At 61.3% G+C, this 20,007-nt stretch carries 20 protein-coding genes; 12 read left to right on the top strand and 8 right to left on the bottom strand.

What is annotated here, in order from left to right; all coding sequences use genetic code 11:
- Nucleotides 1–158: 158 nt before the first annotated feature.
- From ACF8MC_RS11320 to ACF8MC_RS11285, 8 genes are all read left to right on the top strand, one after another.
- Nucleotides 159–1,058: a Dyp-type peroxidase gene (locus ACF8MC_RS11320; RefSeq protein WP_033635464.1), complete on the top strand. Its 900-nt coding sequence runs from the start codon at nt 159–161 to the stop codon at nt 1,056–1,058.
- Nucleotides 1,059–1,258: 200 nt separating this feature from the next.
- Entirely contained in the window at nt 1,259–2,281 is a 1,023-nt protein-coding gene (locus tag ACF8MC_RS11315; RefSeq protein ID WP_033635463.1) for a sulfate ABC transporter substrate-binding protein, read from the top strand.
- A complete protein-coding gene (gene cysT, locus ACF8MC_RS11310) occupies nt 2,282–3,121 on the top strand; it encodes a sulfate/thiosulfate ABC transporter permease CysT (RefSeq protein ID WP_019453852.1) in 840 nt (279 codons plus the stop codon).
- Complete coding sequence (gene cysW / locus ACF8MC_RS11305; protein ID WP_033635461.1) at nt 3,121–3,996, top strand: sulfate/thiosulfate ABC transporter permease CysW; 876 nt, start codon at nt 3,121–3,123, stop codon at nt 3,994–3,996. The genes cysT and cysW overlap by 1 nt, the downstream gene beginning before the upstream one ends.
- Nucleotides 3,986–5,074, top strand: a complete 1,089-nt coding sequence (gene cysA, locus ACF8MC_RS11300) for a sulfate/thiosulfate ABC transporter ATP-binding protein CysA (RefSeq protein ID WP_164105180.1) — start codon at nt 3,986–3,988, stop codon at nt 5,072–5,074. The genes cysW and cysA overlap by 11 nt, the downstream gene beginning before the upstream one ends.
- A gap of 81 nt (nt 5,075–5,155) precedes the next feature.
- Entirely contained in the window at nt 5,156–6,037 is an 882-nt protein-coding gene (gene cysM / locus ACF8MC_RS11295) for a cysteine synthase CysM (RefSeq protein ID WP_033638551.1), read from the top strand.
- A gap of 257 nt (nt 6,038–6,294) precedes the next feature.
- Nucleotides 6,295–6,975 carry a response regulator transcription factor gene (locus ACF8MC_RS11290; protein WP_033635459.1) on the top strand — a complete coding sequence of 227 codons (681 nt, stop codon included), beginning with the start codon at nt 6,295–6,297 and terminating at the stop codon, nt 6,973–6,975.
- A gap of 6 nt (nt 6,976–6,981) precedes the next feature.
- On the top strand, nt 6,982–8,307 hold the full coding sequence (locus ACF8MC_RS11285; RefSeq protein ID WP_060424422.1) for an ATP-binding protein: 1,326 nt from the start codon (nt 6,982–6,984) through the stop codon (nt 8,305–8,307).
- Nucleotides 8,308–8,383: 76 nt separating this feature from the next.
- On the opposite strand, the gene crr is transcribed toward ACF8MC_RS11285, so the two are convergent.
- The 5 genes from crr to cysZ all read right to left on the bottom strand — a co-directional run bounded on the left by crr (nt 8,384) and on the right by cysZ (nt 13,285).
- Entirely contained in the window at nt 8,384–8,893 is a 510-nt protein-coding gene (gene crr, locus ACF8MC_RS11280) for a PTS glucose transporter subunit IIA (protein ID WP_004936467.1), read from the bottom strand.
- A gap of 49 nt (nt 8,894–8,942) precedes the next feature.
- Nucleotides 8,943–10,670 carry a phosphoenolpyruvate-protein phosphotransferase PtsI gene (gene ptsI, locus ACF8MC_RS11275; RefSeq protein ID WP_004936461.1) on the bottom strand — a complete coding sequence of 576 codons (1,728 nt, stop codon included), beginning with the start codon at nt 10,668–10,670 and terminating at the stop codon, nt 8,943–8,945.
- A gap of 46 nt (nt 10,671–10,716) precedes the next feature.
- A complete protein-coding gene (ptsH, locus tag ACF8MC_RS11270; RefSeq protein WP_033635455.1) occupies nt 10,717–10,974 on the bottom strand; it encodes a phosphocarrier protein Hpr in 258 nt (85 codons plus the stop codon).
- 398 nt (nt 10,975–11,372) lie between these two features.
- Complete coding sequence (gene cysK / locus ACF8MC_RS11265) at nt 11,373–12,341, bottom strand: cysteine synthase A (protein WP_033635454.1); 969 nt, start codon at nt 12,339–12,341, stop codon at nt 11,373–11,375.
- Between the two features lie 185 nt (nt 12,342–12,526).
- Nucleotides 12,527–13,285 (bottom strand): sulfate transporter CysZ, encoded by a 759-nt coding sequence (cysZ, locus tag ACF8MC_RS11260; protein WP_123061872.1) that lies wholly within the window; start codon nt 13,283–13,285, stop codon nt 12,527–12,529.
- Nucleotides 13,286–13,506: 221 nt separating this feature from the next.
- On the opposite strand from cysZ, the gene zipA reads away from it, so the two are divergent.
- The 3 genes from zipA to ACF8MC_RS11245 all read left to right on the top strand — a co-directional run bounded on the left by zipA (nt 13,507) and on the right by ACF8MC_RS11245 (nt 16,839).
- On the top strand, nt 13,507–14,523 hold the full coding sequence (zipA, locus tag ACF8MC_RS11255) for a cell division protein ZipA (RefSeq protein ID WP_041036178.1): 1,017 nt from the start codon (nt 13,507–13,509) through the stop codon (nt 14,521–14,523).
- Between the two features lie 79 nt (nt 14,524–14,602).
- Complete coding sequence (gene ligA / locus ACF8MC_RS11250) at nt 14,603–16,624, top strand: NAD-dependent DNA ligase LigA (protein ID WP_047571072.1); 2,022 nt, start codon at nt 14,603–14,605, stop codon at nt 16,622–16,624.
- Nucleotides 16,624–16,839 (top strand): DUF3820 family protein, encoded by a 216-nt coding sequence (locus ACF8MC_RS11245; protein ID WP_033654988.1) that lies wholly within the window; start codon nt 16,624–16,626, stop codon nt 16,837–16,839. The genes ligA and ACF8MC_RS11245 overlap by 1 nt, the downstream gene beginning before the upstream one ends.
- A 25-nt stretch (nt 16,840–16,864) precedes the next feature.
- Here ACF8MC_RS11245 and ACF8MC_RS11240 read toward each other — a convergent pair whose 3' ends face one another.
- Nucleotides 16,865–17,863 carry a bile acid:sodium symporter family protein gene (locus ACF8MC_RS11240; RefSeq protein WP_039564848.1) on the bottom strand — a complete coding sequence of 333 codons (999 nt, stop codon included), beginning with the start codon at nt 17,861–17,863 and terminating at the stop codon, nt 16,865–16,867.
- Nucleotides 17,864–17,959: 96 nt separating this feature from the next.
- Between ACF8MC_RS11240 and ACF8MC_RS11235 the strand changes: the two genes are divergently transcribed.
- Nucleotides 17,960–18,880, top strand: coding sequence for a LysR family transcriptional regulator (locus tag ACF8MC_RS11235; protein WP_164105181.1), 921 nt, complete (start codon nt 17,960–17,962; stop codon nt 18,878–18,880).
- Nucleotide 18,881: 1 nt separating this feature from the next.
- Here ACF8MC_RS11235 and ACF8MC_RS11230 read toward each other — a convergent pair whose 3' ends face one another.
- Together ACF8MC_RS11230 and ACF8MC_RS11225 are read right to left on the bottom strand one after the other, a co-directional pair.
- Nucleotides 18,882–19,349 (bottom strand): FlxA-like family protein, encoded by a 468-nt coding sequence (locus ACF8MC_RS11230; RefSeq protein WP_164105182.1) that lies wholly within the window; start codon nt 19,347–19,349, stop codon nt 18,882–18,884.
- Nucleotides 19,350–19,401: 52 nt separating this feature from the next.
- Complete coding sequence (locus ACF8MC_RS11225; protein WP_033649834.1) at nt 19,402–19,950, bottom strand: nucleotidyltransferase family protein; 549 nt, start codon at nt 19,948–19,950, stop codon at nt 19,402–19,404.
- Nucleotides 19,951–20,007 lie beyond the last annotated feature (57 nt).

The raw sequence follows: 20,007 nt of genomic DNA, 5'->3' as shown, positions 1-20,007 counted from the left end.
CGGCGCCTGTCTTTTCAAGCCATTACCCCTATTTTCTTTGCGCTGCTGCAAGGCAATCGCCCGTGCTTGCGGTATGATAGCGCGCGTTTGTAACAGGGAACCCGCGCGTCAACCGCCATACCTTACCTGTTGCCGGATTCTGTATTGAGGATAACAACATGACACAGGTTCAGAGCGGCATTCTGCTGGAGCACTGCCGTTTCGCCATTTTTATGGAAGCCAGCGTACAGGGCGAGTTCGCCGACTTGCGCCAGGGCTGTAAGCAGTTTTGTCAGACGCTGAGCGAGCTGCAGCAGCAGTTCCCCGATGCACGCCTCGGCGCGGTGATCGCTTTCGGCTACGACGTTTGGCACGATCTCTCCAGCGGCCAGGGCGCGCAAGAGCTGAAGCCGTTCACGCCGCTCGGCAAAGGGCTGGCGCCGGCCACCCAGCGCGATATGCTGATCCACATCCAGTCGCTGCGCCATGACGTCAACTTCACGCTGGCGCAGGCCGCGCTGGCGGCGTTCGGCAACGCCATCAAGATTGAAGAAGAAACTCACGGCTTCCGCTGGGTGGAAGAGCGCGATCTGAGCGGTTTCATCGATGGTACCGAAAACCCGCAGGGCGAGCAGCGCCCGGCAGTGGCGACGATTGCCGAAGGCGAAGAGGACGCAGGCGGCAGCTACGTGCTGGTGCAACGTTACGAGCACAACCTGCGCCAGTGGCAGCGCTTTACCACCGAACAACAGGAACAGATCATCGGCCGCACCAAGCACGACAGCGAAGAGCTGCCGGCCGACCAGCGTCCGGATACCTCGCACGTCAGCCGCGTCGATCTGAAAGAGGATGGCAAAGGCCTGAAAATTCTGCGCCAGAGCCTGCCTTACGGCACCGCCAGCGGCAAGCACGGCCTGTTCTTCATCGCGTATTGCGCGCGCTTGCACAATATCGAGCAGCAGCTGCTGAGCATGTTCGGCGATCTGGACGGCAAACGCGACGCGATGCTGCGTTTCAGCCGCGCGGTGACCGGCAGCTACTACTTCGCGCCATCGCTGACGCGCCTGTTGTCACTTTGACGCCGTTGCCGAAGCCGGCTCGCCCGGCTTCGGTCCGTTTCCCCGCCCCAAAACGCCTCGCATTCCCTGCCTTATAGCGTTTGATGCTTGTAAATCACTAAACGGTATATAAAAGCGTTACAGCTCCGCACCGAGTTATAAATACACTGGTCGTCAATAAGGCGAAAGCCTGAAGGAATGACTCAGTGATAAGGTGCAGAATGAAACAAAACCGGGTTAAAAATCTCGTGCTGAAAGGTTGGCTGGCGGCTGCGCTGTTGGCGAGCGGCGCCGCGTCGGCGGCGGAATTGCTGAACAGCTCTTATGACGTTTCCCGTGAATTGTTCGTCGCGCTGAATCCCGGCTTTGAACAGCAGTGGAATCAACAGCATCCGAACGATAAGCTGACCATCAAACAATCGCATGCCGGTTCCTCCAAGCAGGCGCTGGCGATCCTGCAGGGCCTGCGCGCCGACGTGGTGACGTATAACCAGGTCACCGACGTGCAAATCCTGCACGATCGCGGGCAGCTGATCCCGGCGGACTGGCAGGCGCGCCTGCCGAACAACAGTTCGCCGTTCTACTCCACCATGGCGTTTCTGGTGCGCAAGGACAACCCGAAGGGCATCCACACCTGGAACGATCTGGTGCGCGACGACGTGAAGCTGGTGTTCCCGAACCCGAAAACCTCCGGCAACGGCCGTTACACCTATCTGGCCGCCTGGGGCGCCGCCAGCCAGGCCGACGGCAACGACGCGGCCAAGACCCGCGCCTTCATGACCCGCTTCCTGAAAAACGTGCTGGTGTTCGATACCGGCGGCCGCGGCGCGACCACCACCTTCGTTGAGCGCGGCTTGGGCGACGTGCTGATCAGCTTCGAGTCCGAAGTGAACAACATCCGCAAGCAATACGGTGAAGACAAGTACGAAGTGATCGTGCCGCCGGTCGATATTCTGGCGGAGTTCCCGGTGGCCTGGATCGACAAAAACGTCGAGCGTAACGGCACCGAACAGGCGGCCAAAGCCTATCTGAACTATCTCTACAGCCCGGCGGCGCAGCAGGTGATCACCAGCTTCTACTACCGCGTGTATGACCAGAAAGCGATGGCGGCGGCGAAGGGGCAATTCCCGGATACCCAACTGTTCCGCGTGGAAGATCAATTCGGCGGCTGGCCGCAGGTGATGAAAACCCACTTCGCCACCGGTGGCGAGCTGGATCAGCTGTTAGCGGCAGGGCGCAAGTAAATGTTGGCGTTGTCGTCCAGTAAGCGGGTGCTGCCCGGATTTGGCCTCAGCCTCGGCAGCAGCCTGTTTTATACCTGTTTGATCCTGCTGCTGCCGCTCACCGCGCTGGTGATGCAGCTGGCGCAGATGAGCCTGGCGCAATACTGGGAAGTGATTTCCAACCCGCAGGTGGTGGCGGCGTATAAAGTGACGCTGCTGGCGGCCGGCGTCGCCAGCCTGTTCAACGCGGTGTTCGGCATGCTGATGGCCTGGATCCTGACGCGCTACCGTTTTCCCGGCCGCTCGCTGCTGGATGGCCTGATCGATCTGCCGTTTGCGCTGCCGACCGCGGTGGCCGGCCTGACGCTGGCGGGGCTGTTTTCCACCACCGGCTGGTACGGTCAGTGGCTGGCGCACTTCGACATCAAGGTCACCTTTACCTGGCTTGGGATCGCGGTAGCGATGGCGTTCACCAGCCTGCCGTTTGTGGTGCGCACCGTGCAGCCGGTTCTGGAAGAGCTGGGGCCGGAATACGAAGAGGCGGCCGAGACGCTGGGCGCCACGCGCTGGCAGAGCTTCCGCCGTGTGGTATTGCCTGAGGTGGCGCCGGCGCTGCTGGCCGGCACCGCCATCTCCTTTACCCGCAGCCTGGGCGAGTTTGGCGCGGTGATTTTCATCGCCGGCAACATCGCCTGGAAGACGGAAGTGACCTCGCTGATGATTTTTGTGCGTTTACAGGAGTTCGATTACCCGGCGGCCAGCGCCATCGCCTCGGTGATCCTGGCGGCGTCGCTGCTGCTGCTGTTCAGCATTAACGTCTTGCAAAGCCGCTTCGGCAGACGCTTGGGAGGAGGGCACTGATGGCTGATGTTTCCGCCTTCAACGGCGCCGAGCGCCCGCGCGTCAACTGGGGCAAGTGGACGCTGATCGCCATCGGTGCGCTGTTCTCGGTGCTGCTGCTGGTGGTGCCGATGATATCGATTTTCGCCGAGGCCTTTTCCAAAGGATTCGGCGCGATGTGGAGCAACTTGCTCGATCCGGACATGCTGCACGCCATTTGGCTGACGGTGTTGATCGCGCTGATCACCGTGCCGTTCAACCTGGTGTTCGGCACGTTGCTGGCGTGGCTGGTGACGCGCTTCACTTTCCCCGGCCGCCAGCTGCTGCTGACGCTGATCGATATCCCGTTCGCCGTTTCACCGGTGGTGGCGGGGCTGATTTACCTGCTGTTTTACGGCAGCAACGGCCTGCTGGGCGGCTGGCTGGATGCGCATAACATCCAGATCATGTTCTCCTGGCCGGGCATGGTGCTGGTGACCATTTTCGTCACCTGCCCCTTCGTGGTGCGCGAGCTGGTGCCGATGATGCTCAGCCAGGGCAGCCAGGAAGACGAGGCTGCCATTCTGCTGGGGGCGTCCGGCTGGCAAATGTTCCGCCGCGTGACGCTGCCCAACATTCGCTGGGCGCTGCTGTATGGCGTGGTGCTGACCAACGCGCGCGCCATCGGCGAGTTCGGCGCGGTGTCGGTGGTGTCCGGTTCGATTCGCGGCGAAACCTACAGCCTGCCGCTGCAGGTCGAGCTGTTGCAGCAGGATTACAACACCGTCGGCTCCTTTACCGCCGCCGCCCTGTTGACCCTGATGGCGATCGTTACCCTATTTTTGAAGAGCGCGCTGCAGTGGCGTCTGGAACGTCAAAACGCGCGTCTCGAGCGGGAGGAAAATCATGAGCATTGAGATTAACGGCATCAACAAGTACTTCGGTCGCACCAAGGTATTGAACGATATCTCGCTCGATATTGCTTCCGGTGAGATGGTGGCTCTGCTCGGGCCGTCCGGTTCAGGCAAGACCACGCTGCTGCGCATTATCGCCGGGCTGGAAAGCCAGAGCGGCGGCAAGCTGGGCTTCCACGGCACTGACGTCAGCCACATGCACGCGCGCGACAGGCGCGTGGGCTTCGTATTTCAGCACTATGCGCTGTTCCGCCATATGACGGTGTTCGACAACATCGCCTTCGGCCTGACCGTGCTGCCGCGTCGCGAGCGGCCGAACGCCGCGGCGATCAAACAGAAAGTCACCCAGCTGCTGGAAATGGTGCAGCTGGCCCACCTGGCCAACCGCTATCCGTCGCAGCTGTCCGGCGGCCAGAAACAGCGCGTGGCGTTGGCGCGCGCCCTGGCGGTGGAACCGCAAATTCTGCTGCTGGACGAACCGTTCGGCGCGTTGGATGCGCAGGTGCGCAAAGAGCTGCGCCGCTGGCTGCGTCAGCTGCACGAAGAGCTGAAGTTCACCAGCGTGTTCGTCACCCACGATCAGGAAGAGGCGATGGAAGTGGCCGACCGCATCGTGGTGATGAGCCAGGGCAATATCGAACAGGTAGGCTCGCCGGAAGAGATCATGCGCGAACCGGCCAGCCGCTTCGTGCTGGAGTTCATGGGGGAAGTGAACCGCCTGAACGGCGAGATCCGCGGCTGCCAGCTGTTCGTCGGCGCGCACCAGTGGCCGCTGTCGTTCCAGCCGATGCACCAGGGCAGCGTCGATCTGTTCCTGCGCCCGTGGGAAATGGAAGTGGCGACCGAAAGCAGCGAGCGCTGCCCGCTGCCGGTGCAGGTGCTGGAAGTCAGCCCGCGTGGCCACTTCTGGCAGTTGACGGTGCAGCCAATCGGCTGGCATCAGGAGCCGATCGGCGTGGTGTTGCCGGAAGGCAACCCAACCCCGGTGCGCGGCGGCCGTTATTACGTCGGCAGCCTCAATGCGCGGCTGTATGCCGGCGATCAACTGCTGCAACCTGTTGCGTTAGCCAAAAGCGCCTGATAGGTTTTAGCTGCCCTTTTATTCAAGGCAACCCCCGGGTTGCCTTTTTACTTTACGCACACCAACACACAGGCAAAGATCGTGACAACGCTCGAACAATGCATCGGGAATACCCCGCTGGTACAACTGCAACGGCTGGCCGCCCAGGCGGGCAGCGAGGTATGGGTCAAACTGGAAGGCAATAACCCGGCGGGCTCGGTGAAGGATCGCGCTGCGTTGGCGATGATCCAGCAGGCGGAGCTGCGCGGCGAGATCAAGCCCGGTGACGTGCTGATCGAGGCCACCAGCGGCAACACCGGCATTGCGCTGGCGATGATCGCCGCGCTCAAAGGCTATACGCTGAAGCTGCTGATGCCGGAGAACATGAGCCTGGAGCGGCAGGCGGCGATGCGTGCCTACGGCGCCGAGCTGATCCTGGTCAGCCGTGAGCAGGGAATGGAAGGGGCGCGCGATCTGGCGCTGGAGATGCAGCGCCAGGGGCAGGGCAAGGTGCTGGACCAGTTCAACAACCTCGACAACCCCTACGCCCACTTCACCACCACCGGCCCGGAGATCTGGCGCCAGACCGAAGGGCGCATCACCCACTTTGTTTCCAGCATGGGCACCACCGGCACCATTACCGGCGTAGGCGGTTACCTGAAGAGCCAGAATCCGCAGGTGCAGATCATCGGCCTGCAGCCGGCGGAAGGCAGCAGCATCCCCGGCATTCGCCGTTGGGCGCCCGCTTACCTGCCGGGCATTTTCCGCCCGGAGCTGGTGGATCAGGTGCTGGATATCGAGCAGCGCGATGCCGAGCAGACCATGCGCCAGCTGGCGCAGCGTGAAGGTATCTTCTGCGGCGTCAGCTCCGGCGGCGCGGTGGCCGGTGCCCTGCGCGTCGCGGCGGCCCACCCCGGCAGCGTCGTGGTGGCGATCGTCTGCGATCGCGGTGACCGTTACCTCTCCACCGGCGTGTTCGACTGAGCGCTCCGTCCCGGCGGCGCGTTCCGCCGGGAAACCCCTTCGCACTTCCCTTTTGACCGACGGCATATCCGCCCCGCCAGCATGGCGGCTGGCGCCTGCCTGCATGCCAATGCCCTGACAGAAGTAGAGAAATCGCGCGACAGCAGCCACACTAACGGTGGCGAGACGCGAACGGCGATGTGTAAGGATTGAGTAAAACCGGCTGCGGGCCGGCGGAATTGGCGGGAAAATAACGAAAATCGGTGAAGGAGCAAGGCATGAAAATTTTACTGGTCGACGATGACCTGGAGCTTGGCACCATGCTGAGCGAATACCTGACGGGCGAAGGCTTCGACGCCACGCTGGTGCTGACCGGCAAGGCGGGAGTAGAGGGCGCGCTGTCGGGCGACTATACCGCGATGATCCTCGATATCATGCTGCCGGACATGAGCGGCATCGACGTGCTGCGCGACGTGCGTAAAAAGAGCCGGCTGCCGATCATCATGCTGACCGCCAAAGGCGACAACATCGATCGGGTGATTGGCCTGGAGATGGGCGCCGACGATTACATGCCCAAGCCGTGCTACCCGCGCGAACTGGTGGCGCGTCTGCGCGCGGTGCTGCGCCGGTTCGAAGAGCGGCCGCAGGAGGCGGACGACGAGGCCGCCATCAGCTTCGGCGAGCTGACGCTGAACCCTTCAACCCGCAGCAGCGAATGGCGCGGCAAGGCGTTTGATCTGACCGCTTCGGAATTCAATCTGCTGGAGCTGTTGCTGCGCGCGCCGGATCGCGTGGTGTCGAAGGACGAACTGTCCGAGAAGGGGCTGGGGCGCCCGCGCGAGGCCTATGACCGCAGCGTGGACGTGCACATCAGCAATATCCGCCAGAAGCTGAGCGCGTTGGCCGGCAGTAAGCTCATTATCGAGACGGTGCGCAGCATCGGCTATCGCATTCGGTAACCTGATATGCGCGGAAGACTGTTCTGGAAAATTTTGCTCGGCTTTTGGCTGACTTTCCTCATCATGACGCAGGCGCTGTGGGTGGCGTTTTCTCTCTATGGCGATCGCTATGTGCCGCCGGAGAACGCCATGGCGCGGCGGGTGATCGGCCTGCAGCTGACCTCTGCCGCCACCCAGTTGCGCAGCGGTGGCATGCCGGCGCTGGAAGCCCTGATGCGCGATTGGCCCGAGGACGACAGGCGTTTGCTGTCGGTGACGCCGATGACCCAACCGCCGCCGCCCGCGCCGGAAGAACCGGCGTTTGAAGGGCGGCGGATGCCGAAAGAGATCTCTGCCTGGGTGCAGACCGGGGAAGGGCAGGGATACTGGCTGAGTTATAACGTGCGTGCGTTGCGGGAAGAGTATCGGCCGGAGCGGCGTTCCCACTTCTTCAACATTCCTGCGCCGATGCTGTGGGTCGGCGGGCTGGGCGGTTTGCTGTTCAGCGCCGTACTGGCCTGGAACCTGACCCGGCCGATGCGTCAGCTGCGCGGCGGCCTGGATCGGGTGGCGCAGGGCGATCTCTCGGTGCGGCTGTTCCCGAAGATGCGGCGCCGCCATGACGAGCTGTCCGACGTGGCGCGCGATTTCGACACCATGGCCGAGCGGCTGGAGCTGCTGGTCAGCGCCCGCGAGCAGCTGTTGCACGACGTTTCGCATGAGCTGCGTTCGCCGCTGGCGCGCCTGCAGCTGGCGATCGGTCTGGCGCGGCAGAATGCCGGCAATGTCGAAACCTCGCTCAAGCGCATCGAACACGAGTCGGGGCGGCTGGACAAAATGATCGGCGAGCTGCTGGCGTTGTCGCGTACCGAACACAGCAGCCTGCCGGACGAAGAGTATTTCGATCTCTATGGGTTAGTGGACGCGGTGGTGAGCGATGCGCGCTACGAGGCGCAGGTGCCCGGCGTGGATATCGTGCTGCAGGCCGAATCGGACGTGGAGTACACCGTCAAGGGCAATGCGGAGCTGATGCGGCGTGCGGTGGACAACATCGTGCGCAATGCGCTGCGCTTTTCCAGCCACGGCCAGCGGGTGACGGTAGCGCTGACGCGCGTCGATAACCAGTTCCAGATCGCCGTCAGCGATCAGGGGCCGGGGGTCGAGGAGGCGAAGCTGTCGAGCATCTTCGATCCGTTCGTGCGCGTGAAGTCGGCGCTGTCGGGCAAGGGCTACGGCCTGGGGCTGGCGATTACCCGCAAGGTGGTGCTGGCGCACGGCGGCCAGGTTGAGGCGCGCAACGGCGATAAAGAGGGGCTGGTCATTACCCTGCGCATCCCGCGCTGGCCGTCATAACGTAGCGAAATCGGGATACGACGAAGGGGATAAAAAAAACGGCGCCGAGGGCGCCGTTTTTCTTGCTCATCCGCGCTTACTTCTTGATGCGGATGATCGGGGTTTCGCCAACGGTCACGCTGCCGGACAGTTTGATCAGCTCTTTGATCTCGTCCATGTTGGAGATAACGACCGGCGTCAGGGTAGACTTGGCTTTCTCTTCCAGCAGTGGCAGGTTGAACTCGATAACCACGTCACCTTTCTTGACGCGCTGGCCTTCTTCGGCGATACGTTTGAAGCCTTCGCCTTTCAGTTCTACGGTATCGATGCCGAAGTGGACGAACAGCTCAATGCCGCTGTCGGATTCGATAGAGAATGCATGGTTGGTTTCGAAAATCTTGCCGATGGTGCCGTCAACCGGAGCAACCATTTTGTTGCCGGCCGGTTTGATGGCGATACCGTCGCCAACGATTTTTTCAGCGAACACTACGTCCGGCACATCTTCGATATTGACGATTTCGCCAGAAAGGGGAGCGACGATCTCGATAGTGCCCGTGTCTTTCTTGTCATCAGAAACCAGAGATTTCAGTTTATCGAACAAACCCATGATCTTCTCCTAAGCATTAAATTGGGCGGCGTTCCAGTGTCGTGGAAGTTTAGCAGAGCGTTTTTTCTTCGATGAATTTATTGACGCAATTCATCAGGTCTTGTGCCGTTGGCTGTGCCAAGGCCTGCGCTGCCAACGCCTTCACATCTTCGAAATTCGTGTTACGAATAATTTTCTTGATGCGCGGGATTGAAATCGCACTCATGCTGAACTCATCCAGCCCCATGCCCAATAACAACAGTGTAGCACGCTCATCGCCAGCCAGTTCGCCGCACATGCCGGTCCACTTGCCTTCCGCGTGAGATGCATCAATAACCTGTTTGATCAGGCCTAGCACTGATGGGGACATCGGGTTATAGAGATGAGAAATCAGCTCGTTGCCGCGATCTACCGCCAGAGTATACTGGGTTAGATCGTTTGTCCCAATACTAAAGAAGTCGACTTCTTTCGCCAGGTGGTGAGCGATGACCGCCGCAGCCGGTGTTTCCACCATCACGCCCACTTCGATGCTCTCGTCAAACGCCTTGCCTTCTTCGCGCAGCTGCGCCTTCAGCGTCTCGATTTCGCCTTTCAGATCGCGCACTTCTTCCACGGAGATGATCATCGGGAACATGATGCGCAGTTTGCCGAACGCCGAGGCGCGCAGGATGGCGCGCAGCTGGGCGTGCAGGATTTCACGGCGGTCCATCGCGATGCGGATGGCGCGCCAGCCGAGGAACGGGTTCTCTTCCTTCGGCAGGTTCATGTACGGCAGGTCTTTGTCGCCGCCGATGTCCATGGTGCGGACGATCACGGCCTGCGAGCCCATGGCTTCCGCCACGGCTTTATAAGCCTGGAACTGCTCGTCTTCGGTCGGCAGCGAGTCGCGGTCCATGAACAGGAATTCGGTACGATACAGGCCGACGCCTTCCGCGCCGTTGCGCTCTGCACCCGCGACGTCGCGCACGGTGCCGATGTTGGCGCAGACTTCAACCTGATGGCCGTCCAGCGTAATCGCCGGCAGGTCCTTCAGCTTGGCCAGATCGTTTTTCTCGGTGATGTATTGGTTCTGGGCGGCTTTCAGCTGATCGATAACGTCAGCGGTCGGGTTAACGTAAATCTGGTTGTTAACCGCATCCAGAATCAGGTAGTCGTCGTTCTTCACCTGCTTGGTCACGTCGCTGGTGCCGACGATCGCCGGCAGCTCCAGGGAGCGCGCCATGATAGAGGTGTGGGAAGTCCGGCCGCCGAGATCGGTAATGAAGCCCAGCACTTTGTCCAGGTTCAGCTGCGCGGTCTCGGACGGGGTCAGATCGGTGGCCACCAGGATCACTTCGTCCTGAATGGAGCCCAGATCGACGATCGGCATGCCCAGAATGTTCTGCAGCAGGCGCTTGCCGATGTCGCGCACGTCGGCGGCGCGTTCTTTCAGGTACTCGTCGTCCAGCTCTTCCAGCGCTTTCGCCTGACCTTCGATCACGGTGTAGGCGGCGGCGTCTGCGGAGGCCAGATCGTCTTTGATTAGGGCTATGATTTCCTGCTCAAGCTCTTCGTCTTCCAGCAACATGATGTGGCCTTCGAAGATAGCTTCCTTCTCTTCGCCGAAGGTTTCGCCAGCTTTGGTCTTGATCGCTTCCAGCTGTTCGGACGCTTTCGCGCGGCCGGCCAGAAAACGCGAGACTTCCTGCTCTACTTGATCAGCAGAGATTTTCTTCCGGTTGATGACGATGTCGTCTTCTTTCAGCAAGAGAGCCTTACCAAAAGCGATGCCCGGTGATACTAAAATGCCTGAAATCATAACCCTACCTTACTCTTGACTGGTGTTAACTAAAAAGACGGGCCGATTACTCAAGCTCTGCCATCAGTTTTACCAAGTGCTCAACGGCTTTCTGCTCGTCTTCACCTTCAGCGGAGATTGTCACTACGGTCCCTTGAGTCAGCCCCAGAGTTTGCAGTTTGAACAGGCTTTTAGCGCTGGCGCTTTTGCCGTTGGAGGTCACGGTGATGTCAGACGCGAAGCCTTTGGCTTCTTTAACGAACTGAGCGGCAGGGCGAGTATGCAGACCATTCGGAGCGGTAATAGTAACTTCTTGCTGGAACATTGATGTTTCCCCAACTTATTGGATTAATGTTGTGGAGCTAAAGTTTAGCCCAGGGGCCTGACTTTAGCTTGTCTGGTTATAGCGCCTGACTATGGACAGGGGCGAACGTTGATGCAACAGAAAACGACGCGTTAGGCACTTCAGATCAAAAAACTCGGCTTTAGACGTCGTTCCAATCCGCTCCCCATTATGCCCGATTCGCCGCGTCGGCGACAGATGAGTAAATCGATTCAGCCTTGACCGGGCTCAGGGGGGATTAATTTTGCGCATCGAAATAATGCACCGTTAAATACTAAAGCCGGCGGGCAAAAGCAATCTTGGACTGCTATAAAGTTTGATCCAGTCCACAAAAAAGCACCCCGCAGGGTGCTTTTTTAGCGATTTGTGCAGTGGCGGAATTACTGCTGCAATTCCTGCTCGGTGAACAGATCGGCGAACAGCGCGGTGCTCAGGTAACGTTCGCCGGAAGAGGGCAGGATCACCACGATGGTCTTGTCGGCGAACGCCGGTTCTTCGGCCAGTTTCACCGCCGCCGCGACCGCTGCGCCGGAGGAAATGCCCGCCAGGATGCCTTCTTCGTCCATCAGGCGGCGCGCCATGCTGATGGCCTCGTCGTTGGAGACTTTCTCGACGCGATCCACCAGATCCAGATCGAGGTTGCCCGGAATGAAGCCGGCGCCGATGCCCTGGATCTTGTGCGGGCCCGGCTTCAGCTCTTCACCGGCCAGCGCCTGGCTGATGACCGGCGAGTCGGTCGGCTCGACCGCCACGGTGGTGATGGCCTTGCCTTTGGTGTTCTTGATGTAGCGGCTGACGCCGGTCAGCGTGCCGCCGGTGCCGACGCCGGAGATGAACACGTCGACGTCGCCGTCGGTGTCTTCCCAGATTTCCGGGCCGGTGGTTTTTTCATGGATGGCCGGGTTGGCCGGGTTGCTGAACTGTTGCAGGATCAGGTAACGATTCGGGTCGGTGGCGACGATCTCTTCCGCTTTGGCGATGGCGCCTTTCATGCCTTTCGCCCCTTCGGTCAGCACCAGATTGGCGCCCAGCGCCTTGAGCAGCTTGCGGCGCTCGATGCTCATGGTTTCCGGCATGGTCAGCGTCAGCTTGTAACCGCGCGCGGCGGCCACGAAGGCCAGCGCGATGCCGGTGTTGCCGCTGGTCGGCTCCACCAGCTCTTTGCCGGCGGTCAACACGCCGCGTTGTTCCGCATCCCAAATCATATTGGCACCGATGCGGCATTTGACGCTGAAGCTCGGGTTGCGTGATTCAACCTTGGCCAGAATGCGTCCGTTGCCGATACGGTTCAGACGAACCAGCGGCGTATGGCCGATTGTTAATGAGTTGTCTTCATATATCTTGCTCATAGCCCGTCCTTTAACTCTATGAAAATGTGGGGAACATCGAAAGCATACGCTAACAGTACCGGCAGGGAAGTAAAGAATTGGTATATCTATATGTTATTAGGAAATAAGTTTTAAGCACAATGATAAGGGCGCGAAATGCGCGCCCTGTCGAAAATTCCCGCGCTATCGGCGGTAAAAAGCGGCGGTTATCGGACGAATTGCGAGCGGTAGCGATCGACCCACATGGCGGTGGCGCCACAGACGGCGACCGGCAGGATCACCAGGTTGAGGATCGGGATCATGGTGAACAGGCTGACCAGCGCGCCGAACTGCAGGTTGTCGGTTTTGTGCTGGCGCAAGGCGCGGCGCATGTCGGCAAAGCTCACCTTGTGGTTGTCGAACGGGTAGTCGCAATACTGGATCGCCAGCATCCAGGCGCTGAACAGGAACCATAGCACCGGCGCCACCGTCTGGCCGATGCCGGGCACGAAGTACAGCGCCAGCAGCAGCAGCGCGCGCGGCAGGTAATACATCAGCTTGCGCCATTCGCGCGCCATGATGCGCGGCAGATCTTTGGCGATGCCGAGCAGGCCGGTGTCCGGCAGCGGTTTGCCGGTCAGGCTGCCTTCGAGCTGTTCGGCCAGCAGGCCGCAGAACGGCGCCGCAATCAGATTGGTGATGGTGCTGAACAGATAGCTGAACACCAACAGCACCGAAATGACCGCCAGCGGCCACAGCAGGTAGCTCAACCATTGCAGCCAGTCGGGAACGTGGCTCATCATCGCCGGGATCCAGTCGCCGAGCCGGCTGAACAGCCACCAGAAAGCGGAACCCATCAGCAGCACGTTGACCAGCAACGGCAGGACCACATAGCGTTTAATCCCCGGGCGCGAAATCAGGCGCCAACCCTCGGCGAAATAGTGAATGCCGCTGGTCGAACGGGAAGGGGGCTGCGTATAGGACATATCTTAAGTTATCTCGTTGTCTGAACAGGCATCATTATCATATAGAGATGATTTTCCACTGGCTAGGGTAGGGTTGGCTGAAAAACCAGCAGAAAAAGGCAGTATAATCATCTTTATTGGCATAAAGTTCAGCACGGACTTGCACTTGTGTGCGCGGGCAAATAGAGTTAAAGAGTGAATGTTTGCCGCGGTGGCAATGTATTGGAACAACAGAGATAGCAATGATGCAGGATTTGCGTCTGATATTAATCGTTGTTGGCGCGATCGCCATAATAGCGCTGTTATTGCACGGTCTGTGGACCAGTCGCAAAGAACGGTCAGCGCTCTTCCGCGATCGCCCAGCCAAACGTTCCCAAAAGGAACGTGAACAAACTCCGATCGACGATCTCGAAGAAGGCGTCGGTGAGGTGCGCGTACGCGCCGCTCACCCGCAAGACGAGCCGTCATTCGGCCATTTCGATGCCGCACGCGAAGAACCCGTGGCCGCGCCGAAGCCCGCTCCGGCGGCTGCGCCAGCGCCCCGCGCCGTTCAGCCGGCTGCCCATCAGACGCCGCCTCCGCTGTCTCAGCGGCCGGAGTATGATGACATCCTGCTGAACAACTACGCGCCGGACGAAGAACCGGCCGAACCGCAGCAACCGCAACCGGCCGCGCGCCGTGAGCCGCGCGTCGACGATCTGCCGCATGAACATGAGGCGCCGCAGGTGGCGGAACCGGCATTCCACGCCGAGCCGGCCCCTGTGCAGCCAGCGCCGGAAGTGAAGCCTGCGCCGGAACCTGCACCGCAGCCGGCGGCTGCGCCAATTCAGGCTAAACTGAAAGAGACCGTGCTGGTGCTGCACGTCGCGGCCCACCAGGGCGGCGTGATCGGCGGCGAAGTGCTGCTGCAGAGCGTGTTGCAGGCCGGCTTCCAGTTTGGCGAGATGGGCATCTTCCACCGCCATATCAGCCCGGCCGGCAGCGGCCCGGTGCTGTTCAGCCTGGCGAACATGGTCAAGCCGGGATCGTTCGATCCTGACATGATGTCCGACTTCTCCACGCCGGGCGTGTCGATGTTCATGATGGTGCCGTCTTACGGCGACGCCAATCAGAACTTCAAGCTGATGCTGCAGTCGGCACAGCGCATCGCCGACGACGTGGGCGGCGTGGTGCTGGACGACGAGCGCCGCATGATGACGCCGCAGAAGCTGGAAACCTACAAAGCGCGCATCCGTGAAGTGTTGGAAAACAACGCCTGACCCGGTTGCCGCGCGCACTGAACATCCGTAACAACAAAGCCCCCGCTAGCCGGGGGTTTTTTATCTTTGATGGTGAGCCATGGAATCGATAATCCAACAAATCAATCAACTACGAGCCACACTGCGCCATCATGAATACCAGTATCATGTGCTGGATGCGCCGGAAGTGCCGGATGCGGAATATGACCGCCTGATGCGCGAACTGCGGGAACTGGAGAGCGCGCATCCTGAGTTGGTCACCGCCGATTCACCGACCCAGCGCGTGGGCGCCGCACCGCTGGCGGCGTTTGACCAGGTGCGCCACGAAGTGCCGATGCTGTCGCTGGACAACGTGTTCGACGAAGAAAGCTTCCTGGCGTTTTACAAGCGCGTGCAGGACAGGCTCAAAAGCAGCGATCCGCTGACCTTTTGCTGCGAGCTGAAGCTGGACGGCCTGGCGGTCAGCCTGCTGTACGAAGACGGTGAGCTGGTGCGCGCGGCGACGCGCGGCGACGGCACCACCGGCGAAAACATCACCTCCAACGTGCGCACCATTCGCGCCATTCCGCTGCGCCTGACCGGCGACAACATCCCGCGCCGGCTGGAAGTGCGCGGGGAAGTGTTCATGCCGCAGGCCGGTTTTGAACAGATGAACGAAGAAGCACGGCGCAAAGACGGCAAGGTGTTCGCCAACCCGCGCAACGCCGCCGCCGGCTCGCTGCGCCAGCTCGATCCGCGCATTACCGCCAAACGCCCGCTGACCTTCTTCTGCTACGGCGTCGGCCTGTTGGAAGGCGGCGAACTGCCGCGCAGCCACTTTGAGCGCCTGATGCAGTTCAAGGCCTGGGGCCTGCCGGTCAGCGATCGCGCCCAGCGCCGCACCGGCAGCGAGGAAGTGCTGGCGTTTTATCGCCAGGTCGAGCAGGACCGCGCGCAGCTCGGTTTCGACATCGACGGCGTGGTGATCAAGATTGACGACATCGATCTGCAGGAAACGCTGGGCTTCGTGGCGCGTGCGCCGCGCTGGGCGACGGCGTTCAAATTCCCGGCGCAGGAGCAGATCACCGTAGTGCGCGAAGTGGAGTTTCAGGTTGGCCGCACCGGCGCGATTACGCCGGTGGCGCGCCTTGAGCCGGTGCTGGTGGCCGGGGTGACCGTCAGCAACGCCACCTTGCACAACGCCGATGAAATTGAGCGTTTGGGGCTGCGCATCGGCGATACGGTGATCGTGCGCCGCGCCGGCGACGTGATCCCGCAGGTGGTGGGGGTGCTGGAAGACCGGCGGCCACAGGATGCGCGCGAAGTGGTGTTCCCGCTGCACTGCCCGGTGTGCGGCTCCGACGTTGAGCGCGTGGAAGGCGAGGCGGTAGCGCGCTGCACCGGTGGTCTTATCTGCGGCGCGCAGCGCAAAGAGGCGTTGAAGCACTTCGTTTCCCGCCGCGCGCTGGACGTTGAAGGCATGGGCGACAAGATCATCGAGCAGCTGGTGGACAAAGAGTACGTGAAGAACCCGGCCGATCTGTTCCGCTTGTCCGCCGGCATTCTGACCGGCCTGGATCGCATGGGGCCGAAATCGGCGCAGAATCTGGTCAATGCGCTGGAGAAATCCAAGCAGACCACCTTCGCCCGTTTCCTGTATGCGCTGGGCATTCGCGAGGTTGGCGAGGCGACCGCCGCCAACCTGGCGGCGCATTTCGGATCGCTCGAGAAGCTGTTCGCCGCCGATATCGAGGCGCTGAAAGAGGTGCCGGACGTCGGCGAAGTGGTGGCCAAACACACCCGCAATTTCCTTGATGAAGCGCTCAATCAGCAGGTGATCAACGAGCTGGTGGGCGCCGAGATCGGCATTCACTGGCCGGCGCCGGTGGTGGTGGTCGCCGAAGAGATAGACAGCCCGTTCGCCGGCAAAACCGTGGTGCTGACCGGCTCGCTGAGCCAGCTGTCGCGCGACGAGGCCAAAGATCGCCTGACGGCGCTGGGCGCCAAGGTCAGCGGCAGCGTGTCGAAGAAAACCGATTTGGTGATCGCCGGCGAAGCGGCCGGCTCCAAGCTGGCGAAGGCGCAGGAGCTGGGTATCGCCGTGATCGACGAAGCGGAGATGATCCGCCTGCTGGGTGACTGATGGAAAAGGAAAACCTGCTGGAGATCGCCAATACCGTGATGCCGTTCGGCAAGTACCAGGGGCGGGTGCTGATCGATCTGCCCGAAGAGTACCTGCTGTGGTTCGCCCGCAAGGGCGAATTTCCCAAAGGCAAGCTCGGCATGCTGATGGAGATGACGCTGGCGATTAAAATCGAAGGGCTTGACCACCTGGTCAAGCCGCTGAAGAAAAACTGATCTGACGGGCCCCGGCCCGTCTTTTTTACCCGCGCGACGCCTGCGCGTTGGCGTTGGGCACCGCCTGTTGCGCCCGCTGCTTGCGCTGATACCTTTTCGCCAGCACCGCACAGGTCATCAGCTGCACCTGATGGAACACCATCAGTGGCAGCACCATGATCCCCACCGTCGCCGCCGGGAACAGGATATTGGCCATCGGAATGCCGTTCGCCAGGCTTTTCTTCGAACCGCAGAATACGATGGTTATCTCGTCCGCCTTGCTGAACCCCAGCCAGCGCGCCATGTAGGTGTTCACCACCAGCACGATCGTCAGCAGCACGATGCTGCCGCCGACGATAAACGCCAGCGAACCGATCCCCACCTGATGCCAGATGCCGTGCGTCACCGCCTCGCTGAAGGCGGCGTACACCACCAGCAGAATCGAGGTCTGGTCGGTTTTGCCGATCAGCGGGCGATGGCGCTCGATCCAGCCGCCGATCAGCGGCCGCAGCAGGTGGCCGGCGACGAACGGCACCAGCAGTTGCAGCACGATCGAGCCCACCTGCCGCAGGCTGCCGGTATCGCCGTGCACGTTCATCAGCAGGCCGACCAACAGCGGCGACACGAAGATCCCCAGCAGGCTGGAGGCGGAGGCGCTGCACACCGCCGCCGCCACGTTGCCGCCCGCCAGCGAAGTGAAGGCGATGGCCGACTGCACGGTGGCGGGCAGGATGCACAGGTAGATGAAACCGGCGTACAGCTCGGGGCTGACGTCGATCGGCGCCCACCAGGCGAACAACATCCCCAGCGCCGGAAAAATGATGAAGGTGCTGAACATCACCCACAGATGCAGCCGCCAGTTATTGCTGCCGGCCAGGATGGCCTCGCGCGACAGCTTGGCGCCGTGCATGAAGAACAGCAGGGCGATGGCGGCGATGGTCAGGACGTTGAGCCAGCCGACGAACTCGCCGCGCGCCGGCAGGAAAGAAGCCAGCAGCACGGTGGCGATCAGCGTCAGTGTAAAACGATCGGGCAGGAATCTCATGGCGATACGCTCGGGTAGAAAATCTATGGGGCTATTCTCCCGCGTGGGCATATAATAATTAAATTGATTTATTTAATTTATATATGAATAAAACACATGAATTACTCACTCAAACAGCTGCGGGTGTTCGTCGCTGTCGCCCGCCACGGCAGCTTCAGCCGCGCCGGCGAGGCGATCGGCCTGACGCAATCGGCGGTCAGCCACAGCGTGAAAGAGCTGGAGGCGGAGGTCGGCGTGCGCCTGCTGGATCGCACCACGCGTGAAGTGGTGTTGACCGATGCCGGCCTGCGGCTGGCCAACCGGGTCGAACGGCTGCTGGACGAACTGCAGGCCGCGTTGCTGGATGCGCGCAGCTTTGGCGTACAGCGCAGCGGCACGGTGCGGGTGGCGACCAGCCAGACCATTTCCGCCCATCTGATGCCGCAGTGCATCGCCGCCGGCGAACGCGAATACCCGGAGATCCGCATCATGCTGCGCGATCAGGCGCAGCAGCAGGTGCTGCACAGCGTGCGCAACGCCGAGGTGGATTTCGGCATCGTGGTCGATCCGGTGCAGGCGGTAGATCTGGAGTGCGAAGCGGTGCTGCATGAACCGTTCCTGCTGCTGTGCCGCGACGACCACCCGTTTGCTGCGCAGCAAGAGGTGCTTTGGTCGGCGTTAAACGGCTGCCGCCTGGTGTTGCAGGATTACGCGTCGGGCAGCCGGCCGTTGATCGACAGCGCGCTGAGGCAGCAGGGCGTCGAGGCGCAGGTGGTGCAGGAAATCGGCCATCCGGCCACGCTGTTCCCGATGGTGGCGGAGGGGATCGGCATCAGCATCTTCCCGGCGTTGGCGCTGCCGCTGCCGGAAGGGGGGCGGCTCCGGGTGCGGCGGCTGGTGCCGGAGATCAATCGCGCGCTGATGCTGGTGCGGCGTAAAAATCGCTCGCTGACGCCGGCGGCGGAGGCCATCTGGCAGGTCGCGCGTCAGCAGGCGGCGCTGCTGCACCAGCGCCGGCAGGAAAACGCGGAATATTGACTCAGATATAGACGTCCACCGCGTTGAGCGGCGTCGGGCGGTTTACGCCGTCGCCGGCTTGCGCCGCGGCTTTTTCCATTTGCTCCTGCTGCTGCTTTTCCATTTCTTCTTTCTGGATGCGCGCGATCTCGGCCTGCAGCATCTTGATCTGCGCTTCGATCAGCTGTTTCTGCTTCTCGATCTCTTTGGGATCGGCGCTGGAGTCCTTCAGCTCCACCAGCTTTTGCTGCAGAGCCTGAATCTGCCGGTTCAGCGCCTTGATGCGCGCCGAGGCGCGGCTTTCGTTGAGATTTGCCGGTTCGTCATTGCCGTTGGCACCTTCGCTTTTCTTCGCCTTGCCGCCTTCCGGCTGGTTGTTGACCGGTTTGGCCATCAGCAATTCGCCCTGATGGCCCGGCGCGCTGAAGACGTTGCTGACGCCGGGAACGGTATTTTTGATCGGTACGATCATGGTGATGCTGGTCGTCATGGATGCTCTCCCTGAGTCGGTATATCGCTGTTCAGGGTATCGGCAGCGGCGGCTAAATCTTTACCTGCCGCAGGCGCGGCCAGCGCTGCAGCCAGCCTTTGTCGAGCACCCGCTGGGCATAGGCAGCGCGATCGCCGTTTTTCACGTTGAAGGTGATGGTGTCGCCGAACAGCGCCGCGAGCCCGAAGGGAGCCACCAGCGTGAGGCTGTCGTCGGCGTTCAGGCGCGCGCCGATCGCCGTTTCCACTTCGGTCCAGAAGCTGATGGCCTCTTCGCTGTTGCGGTAAGGCGCCCGGCCGCCGCGCAGATGCATGCGCGCCTGATTCTTGACCGACCACGGCTGCGGCAGCCATTGCTGCAGCCGCGCCTCCAGCATGCGATCGCGCTCGGCGTCCGCACGCTCCGCATCGAAGTGGATCACGTCGATATCGTTGAGCGGCGTGGGCTCCACATAGCCGTGGCGCCGATCCCAAACCAGATTGCGTACGAAGCCGGCGCCGAGGCACCAGTCATTCAGGCCGAGCCGGCGCACGGTGCGCAGGGCGGCCATGCGCGCGTCATCTTGTTGCAGCCAGTCGATAATTTGCCGTTGCGGATCCATCACCCCTCCTGTTTTCGCGGCTACTGTAACCCGAAGCGGCGGCGGGTGAAATGGCGG

The sequence above is a fragment of the Serratia sp. LACPHL-BACT-2024-00286 genome (assembly GCF_043109535.1).
In the GTDB taxonomy this organism is placed as follows: Bacteria; Pseudomonadota; Gammaproteobacteria; order Enterobacterales; family Enterobacteriaceae; genus Serratia; species Serratia sarumanii.
This window is presented reverse-complemented; position numbering and strand designations above follow the sequence as displayed.